The organism is Bacillus sp. DB-2 (genome assembly GCF_003315125.1).
Taxonomy (GTDB): domain Bacteria; phylum Bacillota; class Bacilli; order Bacillales; family Bacillaceae_G; genus Bacillus_A; species Bacillus_A mycoides.
This window is the reverse complement of sequence record NZ_QNRN01000003.1, coordinates 1-20,332: the sequence shown is the minus strand read 5'-3', so window position 1 is coordinate 20,332 and position 20,332 is coordinate 1. Positions and strand designations below refer to the sequence as shown.

18 protein-coding genes are annotated in these 20,332 nt (G+C 35.4%); 7 read left to right on the top strand and 11 right to left on the bottom strand.

Going from position 1 to position 20,332, the window contains the following annotated elements; genetic code table 11:
• Window positions 1-7 precede the first annotated feature (7 nt).
• On the bottom strand, window positions 8-865 hold the full coding sequence (locus tag DET63_RS05625; RefSeq protein WP_002089952.1) for a mechanosensitive ion channel family protein: 858 nt from the start codon (window positions 863-865) through the stop codon (window positions 8-10).
• 260 nt (window positions 866-1,125) lie between these two features.
• Between DET63_RS05625 and yyaC the strand changes: the two genes are divergently transcribed.
• Window positions 1,126-1,722 (top strand): spore protease YyaC, encoded by a 597-nt coding sequence (gene yyaC / locus DET63_RS05620; protein ID WP_002089953.1) that lies wholly within the window; start codon window positions 1,126-1,128, stop codon window positions 1,720-1,722.
• A gap of 20 nt (window positions 1,723-1,742) precedes the next feature.
• Here yyaC and spo0J read toward each other — a convergent pair whose 3' ends face one another.
• The 10 genes from spo0J to rpmH all read right to left on the bottom strand — a co-directional run bounded on the left by spo0J (window position 1,743) and on the right by rpmH (window position 10,799).
• The gene (gene spo0J, locus DET63_RS05615) at window positions 1,743-2,594 is read right to left on the bottom strand and encodes a stage 0 sporulation protein Spo0J (RefSeq protein ID WP_171902578.1); all 852 of its coding nucleotides are present in this window, start codon (window positions 2,592-2,594) and stop codon (window positions 1,743-1,745) included.
• Window positions 2,587-3,348: a sporulation initiation inhibitor protein Soj gene (soj, locus tag DET63_RS05610; protein WP_002016469.1), complete on the bottom strand. Its 762-nt coding sequence runs from the start codon at window positions 3,346-3,348 to the stop codon at window positions 2,587-2,589. Before soj ends, spo0J begins: the two co-directional genes overlap by 8 nt.
• A gap of 186 nt (window positions 3,349-3,534) precedes the next feature.
• A complete protein-coding gene (gene noc, locus DET63_RS05605; protein ID WP_002016471.1) occupies window positions 3,535-4,407 on the bottom strand; it encodes a nucleoid occlusion protein in 873 nt (290 codons plus the stop codon).
• A gap of 105 nt (window positions 4,408-4,512) precedes the next feature.
• Window positions 4,513-5,232, bottom strand: a complete 720-nt coding sequence (gene rsmG / locus DET63_RS05600; protein WP_002016472.1) for a 16S rRNA (guanine(527)-N(7))-methyltransferase RsmG — start codon at window positions 5,230-5,232, stop codon at window positions 4,513-4,515.
• A gap of 22 nt (window positions 5,233-5,254) precedes the next feature.
• Window positions 5,255-7,144, bottom strand: a complete 1,890-nt coding sequence (gene mnmG, locus DET63_RS05595) for a tRNA uridine-5-carboxymethylaminomethyl(34) synthesis enzyme MnmG (protein ID WP_113936108.1) — start codon at window positions 7,142-7,144, stop codon at window positions 5,255-5,257.
• 58 nt (window positions 7,145-7,202) lie between these two features.
• Window positions 7,203-8,579 carry a tRNA uridine-5-carboxymethylaminomethyl(34) synthesis GTPase MnmE gene (mnmE, locus tag DET63_RS05590; protein ID WP_113708782.1) on the bottom strand — a complete coding sequence of 459 codons (1,377 nt, stop codon included), beginning with the start codon at window positions 8,577-8,579 and terminating at the stop codon, window positions 7,203-7,205.
• A gap of 227 nt (window positions 8,580-8,806) precedes the next feature.
• Window positions 8,807-9,424, bottom strand: a complete 618-nt coding sequence (jag, locus tag DET63_RS05585; protein ID WP_113936107.1) for an RNA-binding cell elongation regulator Jag/EloR — start codon at window positions 9,422-9,424, stop codon at window positions 8,807-8,809.
• Entirely contained in the window at window positions 9,421-10,188 is a 768-nt protein-coding gene (spoIIIJ, locus tag DET63_RS05580; RefSeq protein WP_002089960.1) for a YidC family membrane integrase SpoIIIJ, read from the bottom strand. The genes jag and spoIIIJ overlap by 4 nt, the downstream gene beginning before the upstream one ends.
• 52 nt (window positions 10,189-10,240) lie before the next feature.
• Window positions 10,241-10,588, bottom strand: coding sequence for a ribonuclease P protein component (rnpA, locus tag DET63_RS05575; protein WP_002089963.1), 348 nt, complete (start codon window positions 10,586-10,588; stop codon window positions 10,241-10,243).
• 76 nt (window positions 10,589-10,664) lie between these two features.
• Complete coding sequence (gene rpmH / locus DET63_RS05570) at window positions 10,665-10,799, bottom strand: 50S ribosomal protein L34 (RefSeq protein ID WP_002068706.1); 135 nt, start codon at window positions 10,797-10,799, stop codon at window positions 10,665-10,667.
• 563 nt (window positions 10,800-11,362) lie between these two features.
• Between rpmH and dnaA the strand changes: the two genes are divergently transcribed.
• The 6 genes from dnaA (at window position 11,363) to gyrA (ending at window position 20,033) form a co-directional block, all read left to right on the top strand.
• A complete protein-coding gene (dnaA, locus tag DET63_RS05565; protein WP_002016481.1) occupies window positions 11,363-12,703 on the top strand; it encodes a chromosomal replication initiator protein DnaA in 1,341 nt (446 codons plus the stop codon).
• 182 nt (window positions 12,704-12,885) lie between these two features.
• Window positions 12,886-14,031 carry a DNA polymerase III subunit beta gene (gene dnaN, locus DET63_RS05560; RefSeq protein ID WP_002016482.1) on the top strand — a complete coding sequence of 382 codons (1,146 nt, stop codon included), beginning with the start codon at window positions 12,886-12,888 and terminating at the stop codon, window positions 14,029-14,031.
• A gap of 128 nt (window positions 14,032-14,159) precedes the next feature.
• Window positions 14,160-14,372: a S4 domain-containing protein YaaA gene (gene yaaA, locus DET63_RS05555; RefSeq protein ID WP_002016484.1), complete on the top strand. Its 213-nt coding sequence runs from the start codon at window positions 14,160-14,162 to the stop codon at window positions 14,370-14,372.
• A 12-nt stretch (window positions 14,373-14,384) separates the two neighbouring features.
• A complete protein-coding gene (recF, locus tag DET63_RS05550; RefSeq protein WP_002016486.1) occupies window positions 14,385-15,512 on the top strand; it encodes a DNA replication/repair protein RecF in 1,128 nt (375 codons plus the stop codon).
• A gap of 38 nt (window positions 15,513-15,550) precedes the next feature.
• Window positions 15,551-17,473, top strand: coding sequence for a DNA topoisomerase (ATP-hydrolyzing) subunit B (gene gyrB / locus DET63_RS05545; RefSeq protein WP_002034986.1), 1,923 nt, complete (start codon window positions 15,551-15,553; stop codon window positions 17,471-17,473).
• An 88-nt stretch (window positions 17,474-17,561) separates the two neighbouring features.
• On the top strand, window positions 17,562-20,033 hold the full coding sequence (gene gyrA, locus DET63_RS05540; protein ID WP_002016488.1) for a DNA gyrase subunit A: 2,472 nt from the start codon (window positions 17,562-17,564) through the stop codon (window positions 20,031-20,033).
• Window positions 20,034-20,332: the final 299 nt, after the last annotated feature.

Here is a 20,332-nt window from a genome sequence, read left to right as displayed (position 1 = left end):
CCCACTATTAAATTGCTTTTTCACTAACTAATTCTTCGCGACTATATAAAACCATACGTGGGTATGGAATTTCAATACCATGTAAATCAAGACGATTTTTAATCTCTTTGCGAAGAGCCCTCGCAATAACTGCATGCTGCATCGGCTCAACTTCAGCAATAACACGTAATACAACTTCAGACGCTGCCAATGTTTGAACACCTAGCAATTGAGGTGTTGTTACCATTTTCTCATATTTTTCTGGTAGTTCCACTAATAAATCTTCAATAACTTGCTCCGCTCGTACTATATCACTTTCATAAGAAATAGATACATCAACAAATGCTACACTATTACTAACGGAAAAGTTCGTTACTTGTACAATACTACCATTTGGTATTATATGAATTTCACCTGTCCAGCTTTTCATCTTCGTTGTACGTAGTCCAATTTCCAAAACAGTTCCTTCAAATTGACCTATTCTTACATAATCACCTACTGAAAATTGATCCTCTAACAAAATAAATAATCCTGTAATAACATCTTTAACTAAACTTTGTGCACCAAAACCGACTGCTAAACCAATTACCCCAGCACCGGCTAATAGACCTGACGCATTAATATCAAACACACCTAAAATTGCAATTAACATAATGAACATAACAACGTATGCCACAATATTTTCAAGCAACTTCGCTACCGTAACTGTACGCCGTTCTGAAATTTGAATCGGCGAACGGCTTCCCATACGAAACGCATTTCGTACAATTGCCCTTGCAACTCGCACAACGATTGCACCAAGTATTAAAATAACGATTATTTTTAGTGACTTCACACCTATATTCGTCCAATCAATGGACTCAAACCATTTCAACGCTAAATCCATGTCCCTCTACCTCTCTAGCTAAACTTTCTTTTTAGTCATCCTTATTATTGTATCAGAACTCTCTCTGATTTCTGAAAAAAATTTATGACTTTAATTCTATTTGTTAACTTCCATTCAGGTATAAAATGAAACGAATATATATATACTAGTACTATTATTTCCGTTTTCATTCACAGTTTGTAAAAAGTTTGCACTTATAATTATCCATTTCACACACCATATAACATATTGTGAAAATTTATTAAAAGGATGGGTGCTTCATGAATATTAGAAGTTTTCGCTTACCTTTTTTTGAAAAAGAAACTCAAAATGTTATGCATCATGACTTAGAAGCCTCTGAGACAATCAGTAATTTCTTACTTTCCCATATTCCCATTAAGACTAATATGCCACTCATTCTCGTTTGTATCGGAACAGACCGTTCCACCGGTGATGCACTTGGTCCATTAGTTGGTACTAAACTAGAACAAATTGAAATCAAAAACCTTCAAGTATTCGGCACACTAGACGAACCAATACATGCACTAAATCTAGAAGAGAAAATTCAGAATATACAGAAAGAAAATCCTACTTCATTTATTATTGCTGTTGATGCATGTTTAGGAAAATCTCAAAGTATCGGTTCTATAACTACCGGAAAGGGCCCCAGTAAACCTGGAGCTGCGATGAATAAGAAATTACCTGAAATTGGTGATTTGCATATTCATGGCATCGTAAATTTAAATGGTTTCATGGAGTTTTTCGTACTTCAAAATACAAGACTAAGTTTAGTCATGAAGATGGCCGATGTAATTGCACAAAGTATAAAAGAAACCGATCAAAAATTATCTGCATTAAAAAAAGCAAACCATCTATAAACAATAAGATGGTTTGCTTTTTAATTTCCCTTTGATAATAATTCTAAAATTCGATTTAAATCTTCTTTATTAAAAAATTCAATTTCGATTTTACCTTTTTCTTTTTTCGTTTCTTTAATTTTTACATCCGTACCAAACTTTTCTCTTAAAAACGTTTCACGCTCTACAAAAAATATATTTCTTTCTTTTTTCACTTGTTGTGTTTCACGTGAAACACGTTGATTAATTTCCTGGACAATTTGTTCCAATTGGCGAACATTCAGTCCTTCTTTTTCAATTCGCTTCAATAAAGATTTCAACTGTTCTTCATCTTTTATTGTAAGTAAGGTTCTTCCATGAGCCATTGAAAGTTGACCGTTTGCAATCATATCTTGAACGAATGAAGGGAGGCTTAACAAACGAGTATAATTTGCGATATAAGGCCTGCTTTTACCAAGACGTTTTGCTAATTGTTCTTGTGTTACATTTAGCTCGTTCATTAACATCTGATATGCCATTGCCTCTTCCATAGGATTTAAATCTTCTCGTTGTAAGTTTTCAAGCAAAGCAAATTCCATCATTTGCTGCTCATTTAATTGCCTTACGACAGCAGGCACTTTCTCAAGTCCGGCCTCTTTAGCAGCACGATATCTTCTTTCACCTGCAACTATTTCATATCCTTTAATACTCTTTCGAGCAATTAACGGTTGCAATATACCGTGCTCTTTAATAGAAGCCGCTAATTCCTGAATCGCTTCTTTATTGAAATGTTTACGTGGTTGATATGGATTCGGCCTTAATTCAGTTACTATAATCTCCTGAATCGTTTCTTCTTCTTTCACATCTAAATCTGGAAAAAACACGTTGATTCCTCTTCCTAATCCCTTAGCCACCTGCAATCACTTCCTCTGCTAAATCTAAATATACTTCTGCTCCTCTTGATTTAGCGTCATACTGCATAATTGGTTTTCCATGACTTGGTGCCTCACTTAAGCGAACATTACGAGGAATAATCGAACGATATACTTTATCCCTAAAGTATTTTTTCACTTCATCTATAACTTGAATTCCTAAATTTGTACGAGCATCCAACATCGTTAACAATACACCTTGAATTGCTAAATTTTTATTTAAATGCTTTTGCACAAGTCTAACTGTATTTAATAGCTGACTTAACCCTTCCAGCGCGTAATATTCACACTGTACAGGAATAATAACAGAATCTGCTGCTGTTAATGCATTAATCGTTAATAACCCTAAGGATGGAGGACAGTCAATAATAATATACTCATATTCATCACGAATTGGCTGTAACGCTCTTTGCAAGCGTACTTCCCGGGAAATGGTTGGTACCAATTCAATTTCAGCACCAGCCAATTGAATTGTAGCGGGTAGAACATCTAAGTTTTCAGTTGCGGTTTTCCGTATGGCACCTTGAACATCTGCATCTTCTACAAGAACATTATAAATACATTGATCTAATTCAGACTTTTCAATCCCTACACCAGTCGTTGCATTTCCTTGAGCATCAATATCTACGAGAAGGACTTTTTTTCCTACTTGTGCCAATCCAGCCCCTAAATTAACGGATGTTGTTGTTTTTCCAACACCGCCTTTTTGATTAGCAATAGCAATGATTTTTCCCATGATGTCACCTACTTTCAACCTTTCTTTCTTATTCTAGAAACAATTACGTTTATTGTAACATGAAATAAAAGTTTTTCTTTTACGTCCTTATTAAACTTCAAAATTTATTTCTAAACTCCTTCTTGCTTTAACAAGAAAATATAGTAAAAGAGACCTCTCCAATAGGATAAGGTCTCTAGCACGTAATTATTTTTTCTTCGGAATTTTAATCGTAATTTGATAGTATTCATCAAACTCTTCTTCCGCAGAATTAACATTCAAACCACTATTAGCAACCATTTGTAATGATTGTCTAATTGTGTTCATAGCAATTCTCGCATCTCGACTTACTGCTTTTTGCTTCGCTTTGCGCTTTGGTTTTACTTCTTCTAGTAGCTTTGCAATTCGTTCTTCTGTTTGCTTTACATTCAATTGCTTCTCCACAATCTCTTGTAAAACCTTCAGTTGTAATTCCTCATTTTTCAAAGGAATAAGGGCGCGAGCATGCCGTTCTGTAATACTTTTTTCTAATAATGCACTTTTGATTTCTTCAGGCAATTTTAATAATCGCAATTTGTTTGCGACTGTCGATTGTCCTTTTCCAAGTCGTTGTGCCAATGCTTCTTGTGTTAAATTATGTAACTCAATCAGCTTTTGATATGCCACAGCTTCCTCAATTGCTGTTAATTCCTCACGCTGCAAATTTTCAATTAACGCTACAGAAGCTGTCTCAGTATCATTTAAATTCTTTATTATTGCAGGAACTTTTTCCCACCCTAACTTTGTTGCTGCGCGGAAACGCCTTTCCCCGGCAATAATCTCGTACTTATCATCCTCATACTGTCTCACAACAATCGGCTGGATAAGCCCATGTGTACGAATCGTTAATGCTAGCTCCTCAATACGTGCATCGTCAAAAACTGTTCGTGGTTGATAACGGTTAGGGGTAATGTTTACTATCGGAATTTCCTGTATTTCTTCATATACCTTTTTAGCTATTTCTTCATGGCTTTCGTCTTGTAATTCGAATTCGCTCTCTTTATCTCCAAAGCCAAATAAACGAGAAAACGTATTTTTCATACATATTCCACCACCTTTTAGGCCTATTGACTGTTCTACATAAAATGTTTCCTATGAAACATTTACGTTTTCATTTATATAATTTAATCTTACGTCTAATAAGATTTATTTTTCAATAGGTAATTTATTGGGCGTTCCCGGTTTGCGTGGATATTTCTTTGGTGTCTTGCGCTTTTTCTCGATTAATAAAATATTACGTTCACTTTCTTCAAACGGTAATTGGAACGTAGACATTTCTTTCAATTCTCCGCCAAGTACCTCTAAAGCATATTTGCCATTTTCGATTTCTTCGTTAGCCGCTGCACCTTTCATTGCAATGAATGTTCCCCCTACTTTTACAAGTGGTAAACATAGCTCACTTAATACAGAAAGACGTGCAACTGCACGTGCCATTACAATATCGTATGCTTCACGTACACCTTCTTTTTTTCCAAATGTTTCAGCACGATCATGACAAAATGCAACATCACTTAATTCTAACTTTTGCGCTAAGTGATTTAAAAAATTAATACGTTTTTGTAATGAATCTACAATTGTTACTTTTAAGTGCGGGAAACAGATTTTTAAAGGGATACTTGGGAATCCAGCTCCTGCTCCAACATCACAAATAGAAAATGGTTTCGAAAAATCATAATAAAAAGCCGCTGTAACAGAATCAAAAAAGTGTTTTAAGTATACTTCTTCTTTCTCCGTAATAGCCGTTAAGTTCATTTTTTCATTCCACTCTACTAATGTTTCAAAATAGATTCCGAACTGCTCTAACTGTCTAGAAGAGAGGGAAATACCCTTCTCTTCTAGCATAGATTGAAATTGTTCTATGTTCATCTAGCAATATCTCCTTACTATGTTATTGGTTCGATACTCGTGCAATTTTTCCTTGTTCAATGTAAATAAGCAAAATGGAAACATCAGCTGGATTTACGCCAGAAATACGTGAAGCTTGCCCCATTGAAAGCGGACGAACATCTTTCAATTTCTGTCTCGCTTCTGAGGCAAGGCTAGAAATCGCATCATAATCAATATCCACAGGAATTTTTTTGTTTTCCATTTTCTTCATACGGTCTACTTGCTGTAAAGATTTTTCAATGTATCCTTCGTACTTGGTCTGAATTTCAACTTGTTCCGTAATTTCATCGCTTAATGCTACTTCACTTGGTACTAAAAGATGAATATGCTCATATGTCACCTCTGGACGACGTAATAAGTCACTTGCACGTATTCCATCTTTCAATTCACTTCCGCCAATACTACGAATTAATTCTTGAACTTCAGGGCGCGGTTTAATAAAAATACTCTCTAACCGTTCCTTCTCCTGTTCAATTTGTAACTTTTTATTTGTAAATCGCTCATAGCGATCTTCTTTAATTAAGCCAATTTCACGACCAACTTCAGTTAAACGAAGGTCAGCATTATCATGGCGTAATAATAGGCGATATTCTGCACGAGACGTTAATAAACGATATGGTTCATTTGTACCTTTCGTTACAAGGTCATCAATTAAGACACCAATATAAGCATCAGCACGACCTAAAATAACTTCTTTTTTACCTAAAGAACGACACGCTGCATTAATCCCAGCCATAAGCCCTTGTCCTGCTGCTTCTTCGTAACCAGAAGTCCCGTTAATTTGTCCTGCTGTATATAAATTTTTAATTTTTTTCGTTTCAAGTGTTGGCCATAGTTGAGTTGGTACGATCGCATCATATTCAATTGCATAACCCGTACGCATCATTTCAACATTTTCCAGGCCAGGAATTGTTCTAAGCATTGCACGCTGTACATCTTCTGGTAAGCTCGTCGATAAGCCTTGTACATATACTTCTTGTGTATTACGTCCTTCTGGCTCTAAGAAAATTTGATGACGTGGTTTATCATTAAATCTTACTACCTTGTCTTCAATTGAAGGGCAATATCTAGGCCCTGTTCCTTTAATCATACCAGAATACATAGCTGAGCGATGTAAGTTTTCATCTATTAAACGATGTGTTTCTGTACTTGTATACGTTAACCAACATGGAATTTGATCCATAATAAATTTTGTCGTTTCAAAAGAGAAAGCACGTGGCTTATCATCACCTGGTTGAATTTCTGTTTTACTATAATCAATCGTATTACTGTTTACACGCGGAGGTGTACCTGTTTTAAATCTAACAAGATCAAAACCAAGTTCCTCTAAGTGTTCAGATAATGTAATAGATGGTTGCTGATTATTTGGACCACTTGAATATTTTAAATCTCCCATAATAATCTCACCGCGTAAAAATGTTCCCGTTGTAATTACAACTGTTTTCGCTGTATATTCAGCACCAGCTTGCGTAATTACCCCTTTACATACACCATCTTCAATAATTAAACGCTCTACCAGACCTTGAAACAACGTTAAGTTTGGTGTTTCTTCAATTGTTTTCTTTAATTCATGCTGGTAAGAGAATTTATCAGCTTGTGCACGAAGCGCGCGTACAGCTGGTCCTTTACCCGTATTTAACATACGCATTTGAATATGTGTTTTATCAATATTGCGTCCCATTTCTCCGCCTAATGCATCAATTTCACGAACAACAATCCCTTTTGCTGGTCCACCAACAGAAGGGTTACATGGCATGAACGCTACCATATCCAAGTTAATTGTTAACATTAATGTTTTTGAGCCCATTCGTGCTGCCGCAAGACCAGCTTCACATCCTGCATGACCTGCACCGATTACTATGACATCATATGAACCGGCATTGTATCCCATTGTTTATTCCTCCTAATAACCTCTATCTTACTAAATCATCTCTGATTAAAGTTTTACTTTATTTTCCTAAACAAAATTGAGAGAACAATTGGTCAATTAAGCTTTCATGGACAGTATCACCAGTAATTTCACCAAGTATTTCCCACGCTCTTGTTAAATCAATTTGAACCATATCAATCGGAACACCATTTTCTATCGCTTCAATTGCATCGTTAATTGTTCTTCCTGCTTGTGTTAATAATCCGATATGTCTCGCATTAGACACGTATGTCATATCCGCAGAATCAATTGTTCCTTCAAAGAATAAATCAGCTATTGCCTTTTCAAGCTCATCTATTCCTTGCTCCTCAATTAAAGATGTTGTAATAACACGATTGCCTACCGCTAAATCTGTAACACGTTCCATATCAATTTCTTGCGGTAAATCTGTCTTATTTACAATGACAATGAAATCTTTTCCTTGTACGGCACGGAATAGATCCTCATCTTCATTTGTTAAAGCCTCGCTATAGTTCACTACAATTAACACTAAGTCTGCTTGGCTCATCATTTCCTTCGAACGCTCTACACCAATTCGTTCAACAATATCTTCCGTTTCACGAATTCCGGCTGTATCTATAAGTTTAAGTGGTACACCACGCACATTAACGTACTCTTCAATAACATCACGAGTTGTTCCTGCAATATCAGTTACAATTGCCTTTTTCTCCTGAACAAGACTATTTAATAGCGATGATTTCCCAACGTTAGGTCTACCGATAATCGCGGTAGAAATGCCTTCACGTAAAATCTTTCCTTGCTTCGATGTTTCTAATATTTTTGCAATTTCAGCACGGACGTGTGTAGCTTTCTCAATTAAAATATTATGCGTCATCTCTTCTACATCATCATATTCTGGGTAATCTATATTCACCTCAATATGAGCTAATGTTTCTAATATTTCTTGACGCAGATGGCCGATTAATTTAGATAATCGTCCTTCCATTTGGTTAATCGCTACATTCATAGCACGATCTGTTTTCGCACGGATTAAGTCCATAACAGCTTCTGCTTGTGACAAATCAATACGTCCATTTAAAAAAGCACGTTTTGTAAATTCACCAGGCTCTGCCAGTCGTACTCCTTGCGCTAAAATAAGCTGTAATACTTTATTTACCGAAACAAGTCCACCATGACAGTTAATTTCTACTATATTTTCACGCGTAAAAGTCCTTGGTGCACGCATAATGGACACCATAACTTCTTCAATAACTTGATTTGTATCTAAATCGACAATATGACCATAATGAATTGTATGAGAAGAAACCTGTGTTAAATCCTTCCCTTTAAAAATACGATTGACTTTCTCAATCGCATCATCCCCACTTACTCGAACAATGGCAATTGCACCTTCCCCAAGTGCTGTGGAAATTGCGGCAATTGTATCAAATTCCATGTCCTTTCACCTCACTTGCTTATTTATCTCTATTTCAACATGAATTTTTTCCGTCACTAAATTATTAGGATACCATAACGAACCTATCTACAAAAGAATAATAACTCATTTTATTATGTCCTTATGTAAAAAACACTAAACTTATTCACAGTGGATAAGTTTAGTGTTTTTTAGTTATCCACATTTATTTTCCCCTCAAAAAAACCGGCACTCAATTGAGTAACCGGTCACTTGGAAGATATTACAACATACCGATGTGGTTCTTTCCCTTCAGAAGTTGTAATGATATTTTGATGATTAGATAATGCTTGGTGAATAATTTTTCGTTCGAAAGAAGGCATTGGTTCTAGAACAACTCTTTTTTTCGTACTCACTACTTGTTTTGCTAATCGATAGGAAAGAGATTCTAACGTATTTTTTCTTTTACTACGATAGTTTTCAGCATCCAGTGTAATACCAATATATTGCTTTGTATTACGGTTCGCAACAAGTTTTGTTAAATACTGTAAAGAATTCAACGTATTCCCTCTTTTACCAATTAAAAAACCCATATTTTCACCAAAAATTGTAAATTCAACTTCGCGTCCTTTTACAATTTTTCTAATCTCAACTTCCACACCCATATTTTGAATAACATTTTTTAAATATTCTTCACATTCTTGGATTGGATCTTTTTTCAATACAACTTCTACTATAGCGAGGCGATTCCCAAATAAACCTAGGAATCCCCTCTTACCCTCATCGATAATATTTATATCTACTCGATCTTTCGAAGCATTTAATTGTCTTAAAGCATCTTGTACTGCCAGCTCGACTGTTTGTCCTTTAGCAGTAATCATACTCACTTGCTTGATCCTCCTGCCTTACTAGCCTTAATTTCAGGCCCTTTGATCATATACATTTGAGCGATACCAAAGATATTACCAACTACCCAGTACAATGATAGTGCTGCTGGGAAGTTAATTGCAAAGACTAAAATCATAATTGGCATAAGCCAAATCATCATTGCCATTTGCGGATTTTGTCCAGCCGTTCCTGCCATTGCAAGCTTTTGCTGAATAAAAGTCGTAATAGCTGCAACAATTGGAAGGATATAGAACGGATCCGCCTGTCCTAAATCGAACCATAAAAATGTATGTTCACTAATTGCTGTTGTTCTCATAATCGCATGATAAAACGCGAATAAAATAGGCATCTGAACAAATATTGGTAAACATCCTGCTAATGGGTTTACACCATTCTTTTGATATAACTGCATCATTTCTTGTTGTAGTTTTTGCTGTGTTGCTTGATCTTTAGAACTATATTTCTCTTTTAATTTCACCATTTCTGGTTGTAACGCCTGCATTGCTTTCGTACTCTTCGTTTGTTTAATCATTAATGGTAATAATGCAAAACGAATGATAAGAGTTGTAACAACGATTGCTAAACCGTAATTACTACCAAATAATTCTGCAAAATACGTGATTAACTGAGAAAGCGGGTATACGAAATATTCATTCCAAATCCCAGTGCTTTTCGGTGTAATCGGCTGATTTGTTTCACTACAACCGGTAGCGATTGCCATTAACATAATAACCATGGCTAATAAACCTATTTTCTTTTTCAAAGCCTGCTCCTCCTTGTTTCGGTATGTATATAGTGTAATTCATTTCCTTACGCTACTTTTTTATTCTTTTCATACCAGAGCGTTTAAAGACATGAATTAAGCTTTTCTTTAACTCTTCATATGTCATCTCTGCACAAGGCTTCCTTGCTATTATAACAAAATCTTTTCCAGAATCTATCTCATCTTTTAATTCTATAATCGATTGGCGAATCATACGCTTAATTCGATTACGCACTACTGCATTTCCTATTTTCTTACTAACAGAAAGACCAATGCGAAAATGCGGCTGTTTTTCTTTATCTAATTTGTATACAACAAACTGGCGATTGGCATTTGATTGTCCTTTTTGGAAAACAGCCTGGAATTCATCATTCTTTTTTATACGATTTTTTTTCTTCATATCATTTGACACTCCTGTATTTCATCAGCGGAAACTCATTATTATTAGAAAAAAAGACCACTGAACGTTCAGTGGTCTACGCAGATAATACTTTTCTTCCTTTACGACGACGAGCTGCAAGCACTCTACGTCCGTTTGCTGTGCTCATACGGCTGCGGAAACCATGTACTTTGCTGCGCTTACGTTTATTTGGTTGGTAAGTTCTTTTCATTATATGACACCTCCCTGAGGAATATCTGTTAAAGACAGTCTAATAAATTATAGTAAATCAAATAGGAAAATGTCAATGGTTCTCGAAATTTTCATCAAATATTCATTTTCAACCTATTCACATACTTTTTCACAGTCCCTATATTTCCTTGTGGATAAATATTTTTTCTCTTTTTTATATCCACAAACCCTTTTTTTGCTTTTACACAGTATATCGTGTTGTGGACAAGTTTATTCCACAAGGTATTGATTTTGTGGATAACTTTCTTAAATTCATTGCTATAGCTGCTTTTTTTTGATATTATAGTTGTGTTTTCACTTTGAATAAGTTTTCCACATCTTTATTTTATCCACAATTTGTGTATAACATGTGGATAGTTTAAATCACATGTGGGTAAATAGTTGTCCACATTTGTTATTTTGTCGAAAACTCTATCTCGGATACTAACGACGTTTTTATATTTTAAAATACGTTTCGTATAAATATGCATTAGAAATATTTACAGGTTGTACAATTGTTGCGCAACCTTATTCTTTTACCATCTTTGTAAAGGAGGGACACCTTTGGAAAATATCTCTGATTTATGGAATAGTGCCTTAAAAGAATTAGAAAAAAAGGTAAGCAAGCCAAGTTATGAAACATGGTTAAAATCAACGACTGCTCATAACTTAAAAAAAGATGTATTAACTATTACAGCTCCAAATGAATTCGCTCGTGACTGGCTAGAATCTCACTATTCGGAACTAATCTCCGAAACACTTTATGATTTAACAGGGGCAAAACTAGCTATTCGTTTTATCATTCCCCAAAGTCAGGCAGAAGAGGATATAGATCTCCCTTCTGTTAAGCAAAAACACGCACATGATGAGTCTAATCACTTACCACAGAGTATGTTAAACCCAAAATATACATTTGATACATTTGTTATTGGCTCTGGTAATCGTTTTGCACATGCTGCTTCTTTAGCTGTAGCTGAAGCACCAGCTAAAGCCTATAATCCGCTCTTTATTTACGGGGGCGTTGGACTTGGAAAAACACATTTAATGCACGCAATTGGGCATTATGTAATTGAACACAACCCAAATGCAAAAGTTGTATATTTATCATCTGAAAAATTTACAAATGAATTTATTAATTCAATTCGTGATAATAAAGCTGTCGATTTTCGTAATAAATATCGTAATGTAGATGTCTTATTGATAGATGATATTCAATTTCTTGCGGGAAAAGAACAAACACAGGAAGAGTTTTTCCATACATTTAATGCGTTACATGAAGAAAGTAAACAAATTGTGATTTCAAGTGATAGACCACCAAAAGAAATCCCAACTTTAGAAGATCGCCTTCGTTCTCGCTTTGAATGGGGGTTAATTACGGACATTACGCCACCAGATTTAGAAACTAGAATCGCAATTTTACGTAAAAAAGCAAAAGCAGAAGGTCTTGATATACCAAATGAAGTTATGCTTTATATCGCAAATCAAATCGATTCAAATATTCGTGAACTAGAGGGTGCACTTATTCGAGTTGTAGCTTATTCATCTTTAATTAATAAAGATATGAATGCTGATTTAGCGGCTGAAGCGCTTAAAAATATTATTCCAAACTCTATACCTAGAATTATTTCTATTTCTGATATTCAAAAAGCTGTTGGGGGCGTCTATCAAGTAAAATTAGAAGATTTCAAAGCAAAAAAACGGACAAAATCCGTTGCATTCCCTCGCCAAATTGCGATGTATTTATCACGTGAACTTACGGACTCATCTTTGCCAAAAATAGGTGAAGAATTTGGTGGCCGCGATCATACAACAGTAATCCATGCTCACGAAAAAATTTCGAAGCTATTAAAAACGGATACTCAATTACAAAAACACGTTGAAGAAGTTAAGGATATTTTAAAATAGTAGTAGCTGAATAGTGTGAATAACTTAGCTTATTTTACGCACAGTCTATCCACATGTAGATAGACTGTTTTTACATCTTTAAACAGGGTTATCCACATATCCACAAGCCCTATTACTATTACTATTACTTTTTTATCTTTATTAAATAAATAAAATCTTATACTTACCGGAGGTTTTTCGTTATGCGTTTTACAATACAAAAAGACTATCTTGTAAGAAGTGTACAAGATGTAATGAAGGCAGTTTCTTCTCGTACAACAATTCCAATTCTTACAGGGATTAAAGTTGTAGCAACTGAAGAAGGGGTTACTTTAACAGGTAGTGATGCAGACATCTCTATCGAATCATTTATCCCAGTCGAAGATGCTGGAAAAGAAATTGTGGAAATTAAACAATCAGGAAGTATTATTTTACAAGCAAAATATTTTAGTGAGATCGTAAAAAAATTACCTAAAGAAACTGTCGAAATTTCTGTGGAAAATCATTTTATGACAAAAATAAAATCTGGAAAATCAGAGTTCAACTTAAATGGTTTAGATGCTGCTGAATATCCGTTATTACCACAAATCGAAGAACATCATGTATTTAAGATTCCAACAGATTTATTAAAGCACATGATTCGTCAAACAGTATTTGCAGTTTCAAGTTCTGAAACAAGACCGATCTTGACAGGTGTAAACTGGAAGGTATATAACAGCGAGCTAACTTGTATTGCAACAGATAGTCACAGACTAGCACTTCGTAAAGCAAAAATCGAAGGGTATAATATTGCCGATGAATTTCAAGCGAATGTCGTTATTCCTGGTAAGAGCTTAAGTGAATTAAGTAAAATTCTAGATGAATCTGAAGAAATGGTAGATATCGTTATTACGGAGTATCAAGTATTATTCCGTACAAAACATTTATTATTCTTCTCAAGATTATTAGAAGGAAATTATCCAGATACAACGCGTTTAATTCCAGCTGAAAGTAAAACTGATATATTTGTAAATACAAAAGAATTTTTACAAGCGATTGATCGTGCGTCGTTGTTAGCAAGAGATGGTCGTAACAACGTTGTTAAATTATCGACATTAGAACAACAGATGTTAGAGATTTCTTCGAATGCACCAGAAATCGGAAAAGTAGTAGAAGAGGTTCAATGTGAAAATGTAGATGGAGAAGAATTAAAAATATCTTTTAGTGCAAAATATATGATGGACGCATTAAAGGCTTTAGACAGTACAGAAATTAAAGTTAGTTTTACTGGAGCGATGAGACCGTTTTTAATTCGCACAGTAAATGATGATTCCATTATCCAATTAATTTTACCAGTCCGTACTTACTAAGTAAGGATTAAGGGTTGCTAGTGTAAAGGTACTAGTGACCCTTATTTGATTTGTGGGGTATTACTTTCCTAATGCTAGTTTATTTAGTACAATGAAAGAATGAACACTTTCAGAAAGTGAGCGATTTTATGAAACTTATTAAGATTTCAACAGAATACATTACACTAGGACAATTTTTAAAGTTAGCTGATGTAATTGATACAGGTGGCGCTGTGAAATGGTTCTTACAAGAATATGAAGTATACGTGAATCAAGAACTTGAAAATAGAAGAGGCCGAAAGTTATATGCAAATGATATTGTTGAAATTCCGGGAAGCGGAACTTTCCAAGTTCAGGCATAAAGGGGGATCCCTTTGTTTATTACAGAAATACAATTAAAAAACTATCGCAATTATGAGCATTTAGAGCTTTCCTTTGAGGATAAAGTCAATGTAATTATTGGTGAAAATGCGCAAGGGAAAACGAATCTGATGGAAGCTATTTATGTATTGGCGATGGCGAAATCTCATAGAACTTCGAACGATCGTGAACTCATCCGTTGGGATGAGGATTATGGTAATATAAAAGGTAGATTACAAAGGCGAAATAGTTCAGTATCCTTAGAATTAAATATTTCAAAAAAAGGTAAAAAGGCAAAGTTAAATCAGTTAGAACAACAAAAATTGAGCCAGTATATTGGTGAAATGAATGTTGTTATGTTTGCCCCAGAAGATTTAAATCTTGTAAAAGGAAGCCCTCAAGTACGAAGACGCTTTTTGGATATGGAACTTGGACAAATAGCTCCGGTCTATTTGTATGAATTAAGTCAATATCAAAAGGTACTCACGCAACGAAATCATTTACTTAAGAAGATGCAAGGGAATAGTAAAAACGAGGAAACGATGTTGGATGTATTTACACTTCAACTTATTGAGCATGGTGCAAAAATTTTGCGAAAACGTTTTGAGTTTTTGCATTTACTACAAGAATGGGCTGCTCCAATTCATCGCGGAATTAGCAGGGGATTAGAAGAGTTAGAAATCGTTTATAAACCAAGTGTAGATGTATCAGAATCAATGGATTTGTCGAAAATAAAAGAAGTATACTATGAAAGTTTTCAATCTGTGAAACAACGTGAAATTTTTCGTGGTACAACTTTACTTGGTCCTCATCGTGATGATTTACAATTCTTCGTTAATAGTAAAAATGTTCAAGTCTTTGGTTCACAAGGACAACAACGAACAACCGCACTATCCCTAAAATTGGCTGAAATTGAATTGATATACTCAGAGGTTAAGGAATATCCAATTCTTTTACTAGATGATGTGTTATCAGAATTAGATGATTATCGTCAATCGCATCTGCTAAATACAATTCAAGGAAAAGTACAAACATTTGTGACAACGACGAGTGTCGAGGGAATTGAACACGAAACATTGAAAGAAGCGAAAACAATTCATGTAACGAACGGCACGGTAGATTGTGAAATAGACAGAAAATAATTTCTGTTTAAATGGAAAAGTAGGTGATCTTTGTGTCAATGGAACAAAAGCAAATGCAGGAAAATGCATATGATGAAAGTCAGATTCAGGTGTTAGAAGGACTGGAGGCAGTTCGAAAGCGTCCTGGTATGTATATCGGTTCTACAAGTGGAAAAGGTCTTCATCACCTCGTATGGGAAATTGTTGATAACAGTATTGATGAAGCTTTAGCAGGATATTGTGATGAAATTAATGTCAGTATTGAAGAAGATAATAGTATTGTTGTAACAGATGATGGCCGTGGTATCCCTGTTGGTATACAAGAAAAAATGGGACGTCCCGCTGTAGAAGTTATTATGACGGTACTCCATGCCGGTGGTAAATTTGGCGGTGGTGGTTATAAAGTTTCTGGTGGTTTGCATGGTGTAGGTGCATCTGTTGTAAATGCTTTATCAACAGAATTAGAGGTATTTGTACATCGAGATGGAAAAATACACTATCAAAAATATGAACGTGGGGTCCCGGCTGCAGATTTAAAAGTAATAGGTGAAACTGATCGTACAGGAACGATCACACGCTTTAAGCCAGATTCAGAAATTTTTACAGAGACGACAGAATACGAATTTGATACATTAGCGACTCGTATGCGTGAGTTGGCGTTTTTAAATCGTAATATTAAATTAACAATTGAAGATAAGCGTGAACATAAGCAAAAGAAAGAATTCCATTATGAAGGTGGAATTAAATCATATGTTGAACATTTAAATCGTTCAAAACAACCGATTCATGAAGAACCTGTATATGTTGACGGTTCAAAAGATGGGATTCAGGTTGAGGTTGCTCTTCAATATAACGAAGGCTACACAAATCATATTTATTCATTTACAAATAATATTCATACGTATGAAGGCGGTACACATGAGGTAGGTTTTAAGACTGCTCTAACACGTGTAATTAACGATTATGGTCGTAAAAATAATATTTTAAAAGATGCGGATAGTAATTTAACTGGTGAAGATGTTCGTGAAGGCTTAACAGCAATCGTGTCAATTAAGCATCCAAATCCACAATTTGAAGGACAAACAAAGACGAAACTTGGAAATAGTGAAGCGAGAACGATTACAGAGTCTGTATTCTCAGAGGCGTTTGAAAAGTTCTTACTAGAAAATCCCAATGTTGCACGTAAAATTATAGATAAAGGGACTATGGCAGCACGTGCACGTGTAGCGGCTAAAAAGGCTCGTGAACTAACGCGCCGAAAGAGTGCTCTAGAAGTTTCAAGTTTACCAGGGAAGCTAGCTGATTGTTCTTCTAAAGATCCAGCAATTAGCGAAATTTATATCGTGGAGGGTGACTCTGCGGGCGGATCTGCAAAACAAGGACGCGATCGTCATTTTCAAGCGATTTTACCACTGAAGGGTAAAATTATTAACGTTGAAAAGGCACGCTTAGATAAGATTTTATCAAATGATGAAGTTCGTACAATTATTACAGCAATCGGTACAAATATTGGTGGGGATTTTGCTATTGAAAAAGCTCGCTATCATAAAGTTATTATTATGACAGATGCCGATGTTGATGGTGCACATATTCGTACCCTATTATTAACGTTCTTCTATCGTTATATGCGTCAAATCATTGAGTGTGGATATATATATATCGCACAGCCACCGTTGTTTAAAGTACAACAAGGTAAAAAAATTCAATATGCCTATAACAATAAAGAACTTGAAAAAATACTAGCTGAATTACCAGCTCAACCTAAGCCTGGGATTCAGCGTTATAAAGGTCTAGGGGAAATGAATCCAACTCAGCTGTGGGAGACGACAATGGACCCAGAAGTACGTTCGTTACTTCAAGTTTCCCTTCAAGATGCAATTGAAGCGGATGAAACATTTGAAATTTTGATGGGTGATAAAGTAGAGCCGCGTCGTAACTTTATCCAAGAAAATGCAAAATACGTGAAAAACCTTGATATTTAAGTAAGTAATGACAGGAATCTAAGTATTCCTGTCTTCTACATATAAATCAATGTATGTGTAACGGAAATGTAAGAGGAGGTGCTCGTTGATGTCAGACAATCAACAACAAGCACGAATTCGAGAAATTAATATTAGTCATGAAATGCGTACCTCATTTTTAGATTACGCAATGAGTGTTATCGTGTCTCGTGCATTACCAGATGTTCGTGATGGATTAAAACCAGTTCATCGTAGGGTTTTATATGCGATGAATGATTTAGGAATTACAGCTGATAAAGCATATAAGAAGTCGGCGCGTATTGTCGGCGAAGTAATTGGTAAGTATCACCCGCACGGTGATTCAGCTGTTTATGAAACAATGGTACGTATGGCACAAGATTTTAGTCAACGTTACATGCTTGTTGATGGACATGGTAATTTCGGTTCTGTTGATGGAGATTCAGCGGCAGCAATGCGTTATACAGAAGCAAGAATGTCTAAGATTTCTATGGAATTAATACGCGATATTACAAAGAATACAATTGATTATCAAGATAACTACGATGGTTCTGAAAGAGAGCCAGTTGTATTACCAGCGCGTTTCCCTAACTTATTAGTCAATGGTACGACGGGTATTGCGGTTGGTATGGCAACAAACATTCCACCGCATCAACTTGGAGAAGTAATTGATGGTGTGTTGGCATTAAGTCATAACCCTGATATCACTATCGCGGAATTAATGGAATATATTCCTGGGCCAGACTTCCCAACTTCAGGTTTAATCTTAGGGCGAAGTGGAATTCGAAGAGCTTACGAAACAGGTCGCGGTTCTATTATACTTCGTGCTAAAGTTGAAATTGAAGAGAAAGCAAATGGTAAACAAACTATTATCGTAACAGAACTACCTTATCAAGTTAATAAGGCGCGATTAATTGAAAAGATCGCAGAACTAGTTCGTGATAAGAAAATTGAAGGTATTACAGATTTACGTGATGAATCAGATCGAAATGGTATGCGTATTGTTATGGAAGTACGTCGTGATGCCAATGCCAATGTACTATTAAATAATCTATATAAACATACAGCACTCCAAACAAGCTTCGGTATTAATATGTTGTCTCTTGTAAATGGAGAGCCACAAGTCTTAAATTTAAAACAAAATCTATATTATTATTTAGAGCATCAAAAGGTAGTGATTCGTAGACGTACTGCTTATGAATTAGAGAAAGCAGAAGCGCGTGCTCATATTTTAGAAGGCTTACGAATTGCTTTAGATCATCTTGATGAAGTTATTACTTTAATCCGTAGTTCAAAAACAGCTGATATTGCAAAACAAGGTTTAATGGAACGTTTCGGCTTAAGTGAGAAACAAGCGCAAGCGATTTTAGATATGCGTTTGCAACGTTTAACTGGATTAGAACGCGAAAAAATCGAACAAGAATATCAAGATTTAATGAAGATAATTGCAGAGTTAAAAGCAATTTTAGCAGACGAAGAAAAAGTTCTTGAAATTATTCGCGAGGAATTAGCTGAAGTAAAAGAGCGTTTTAATGATAAGAGAAGAACAGAAATTACAATTGGCGGTATGGAAGCTATAGAGGATGAAGATTTAATCCCAGAACAAAATATCGCAATTACGCTTACTCATAATGGTTATATTAAGAGGTTACCGGCTTCTACGTACAAAACACAGAACCGTGGGGGACGTGGTGTACAAGGAATGGGTACGAATGATGATGACTTTGTTGAACATTTATTAACAACGTCTACTCATGATCATATTTTATTCTTCACAAACAAGGGTAAAGTATACCGTACAAAAGGATATGAAATTCCAGAGTATAGTCGTACAGCAAAAGGTATACCGATTATTAATCTATTAGGGGTAGATAAGGGTGAGTGGATCAACGCTATTATTCCAATTCGTGAATTTGGTGACGACCAGTTCTTATTCTTTACAACGAAACAAGGTATCTCTAAGAGAACACCACTTTCATCATTTGCCAATATACGTACAAATGGTTTAATTGCAATTTCTCTTCGTGAAGAGGATGAATTAATCTCTGTACGCTTAACATCTGGTGATAAGGATATTATCGTTGGGACAAGTAACGGTATGTTAATTCGTTTCAATGAGCAAGATGTGCGTTCAATGGGACGTAATGCGGCTGGCGTAAAAGCAATTACATTAGGTGATGAAGATCAAGTTGTAGGTATGGAAATTGTCGAAGAGGATGTAAATGTTCTAATTGTAACGAAAAATGGTTATGGAAAGCGTACACCGATTGATGAATACCGCCTGCAAAGTCGTGGTGGTAAAGGTCTGAAGACTTGTAATATTACAGATAAAAACGGTAAGTTAGTAGCGGTTAAGTCTGTAACAGGCGAAGAAGACATTATGTTAATTACAGCAGCAGGCGTTATTATTCGTATGCCGGTTGATCAAATTTCTCAAATGGGACGTAATACACAAGGTGTTCGTCTAATTCGATTAGAAGATGAGCAAGAGGTAGCGACAGTAGCAAAAGCGCAAAAAGATGAAGAAGAAGAATCTAATGAAGAGGATTCTTCTGAAGAGTAAGAGTGGGGATTTCTCCCCCTCTTATTTTTTTATAATAATACTTGCATAGCAATAGGAAAGTGTATATAATAGGAAAAGTCAGCAAATGAGAGATACAAGTTATCGAAAAAAACTTGTTGACGAAAATAATATACTATGATATATTATAAAAGTCGCTGAAACGCGATGTTGAACTTTGAAAACTAAACGAAACAAACAACGTGAAACGTCAATTTTTATTTTTAGATGCTAGACAAACTAACTTTATTGGAGAGTTTGATCCTGGCTCAGGATGAACGCTGGCGGCGTGCCTAATACAT

Bases quoted from the DNA above. Each gene is read 5' to 3' on its own strand.
- DET63_RS05625 (WP_002089952.1), bottom strand. From the start codon at position 865: ATGGATTTAGCGTTGAAATGGTTTGAGTCCATTGATTGGACGAATATA.
- yyaC (WP_002089953.1), top strand. From the start codon at position 1,126: ATGAATATTAGAAGTTTTCGCTTACCTTTTTTTGAAAAAGAAACTCAA.
- soj (WP_002016469.1), bottom strand. From the start codon at position 3,348: ATGGGAAAAATCATTGCTATTGCTAATCAAAAAGGCGGTGTTGGAAAA.
- noc (WP_002016471.1), bottom strand. From the start codon at position 4,407: ATGAAAAATACGTTTTCTCGTTTATTTGGCTTTGGAGATAAAGAGAGC.
- rsmG (WP_002016472.1), bottom strand. From the start codon at position 5,232: ATGAACATAGAACAATTTCAATCTATGCTAGAAGAGAAGGGTATTTCC.
- mnmG (WP_113936108.1), bottom strand. From the start codon at position 7,144: ATGGGATACAATGCCGGTTCATATGATGTCATAGTAATCGGTGCAGGT.
- mnmE (WP_113708782.1), bottom strand. From the start codon at position 8,579: ATGGAATTTGATACAATTGCCGCAATTTCCACAGCACTTGGGGAAGGT.
- rnpA (WP_002089963.1), bottom strand. From the start codon at position 10,588: ATGAAGAAAAAAAATCGTATAAAAAAGAATGATGAATTCCAGGCTGTT.
- rpmH (WP_002068706.1), bottom strand. From the start codon at position 10,799: ATGAAAAGAACTTACCAACCAAATAAACGTAAGCGCAGCAAAGTACAT.
- dnaN (WP_002016482.1), top strand. From the start codon at position 12,886: ATGCGTTTTACAATACAAAAAGACTATCTTGTAAGAAGTGTACAAGAT.
- yaaA (WP_002016484.1), top strand. From the start codon at position 14,160: ATGAAACTTATTAAGATTTCAACAGAATACATTACACTAGGACAATTT.
- gyrB (WP_002034986.1), top strand. From the start codon at position 15,551: ATGGAACAAAAGCAAATGCAGGAAAATGCATATGATGAAAGTCAGATT.
- gyrA (WP_002016488.1), top strand. From the start codon at position 17,562: ATGTCAGACAATCAACAACAAGCACGAATTCGAGAAATTAATATTAGT.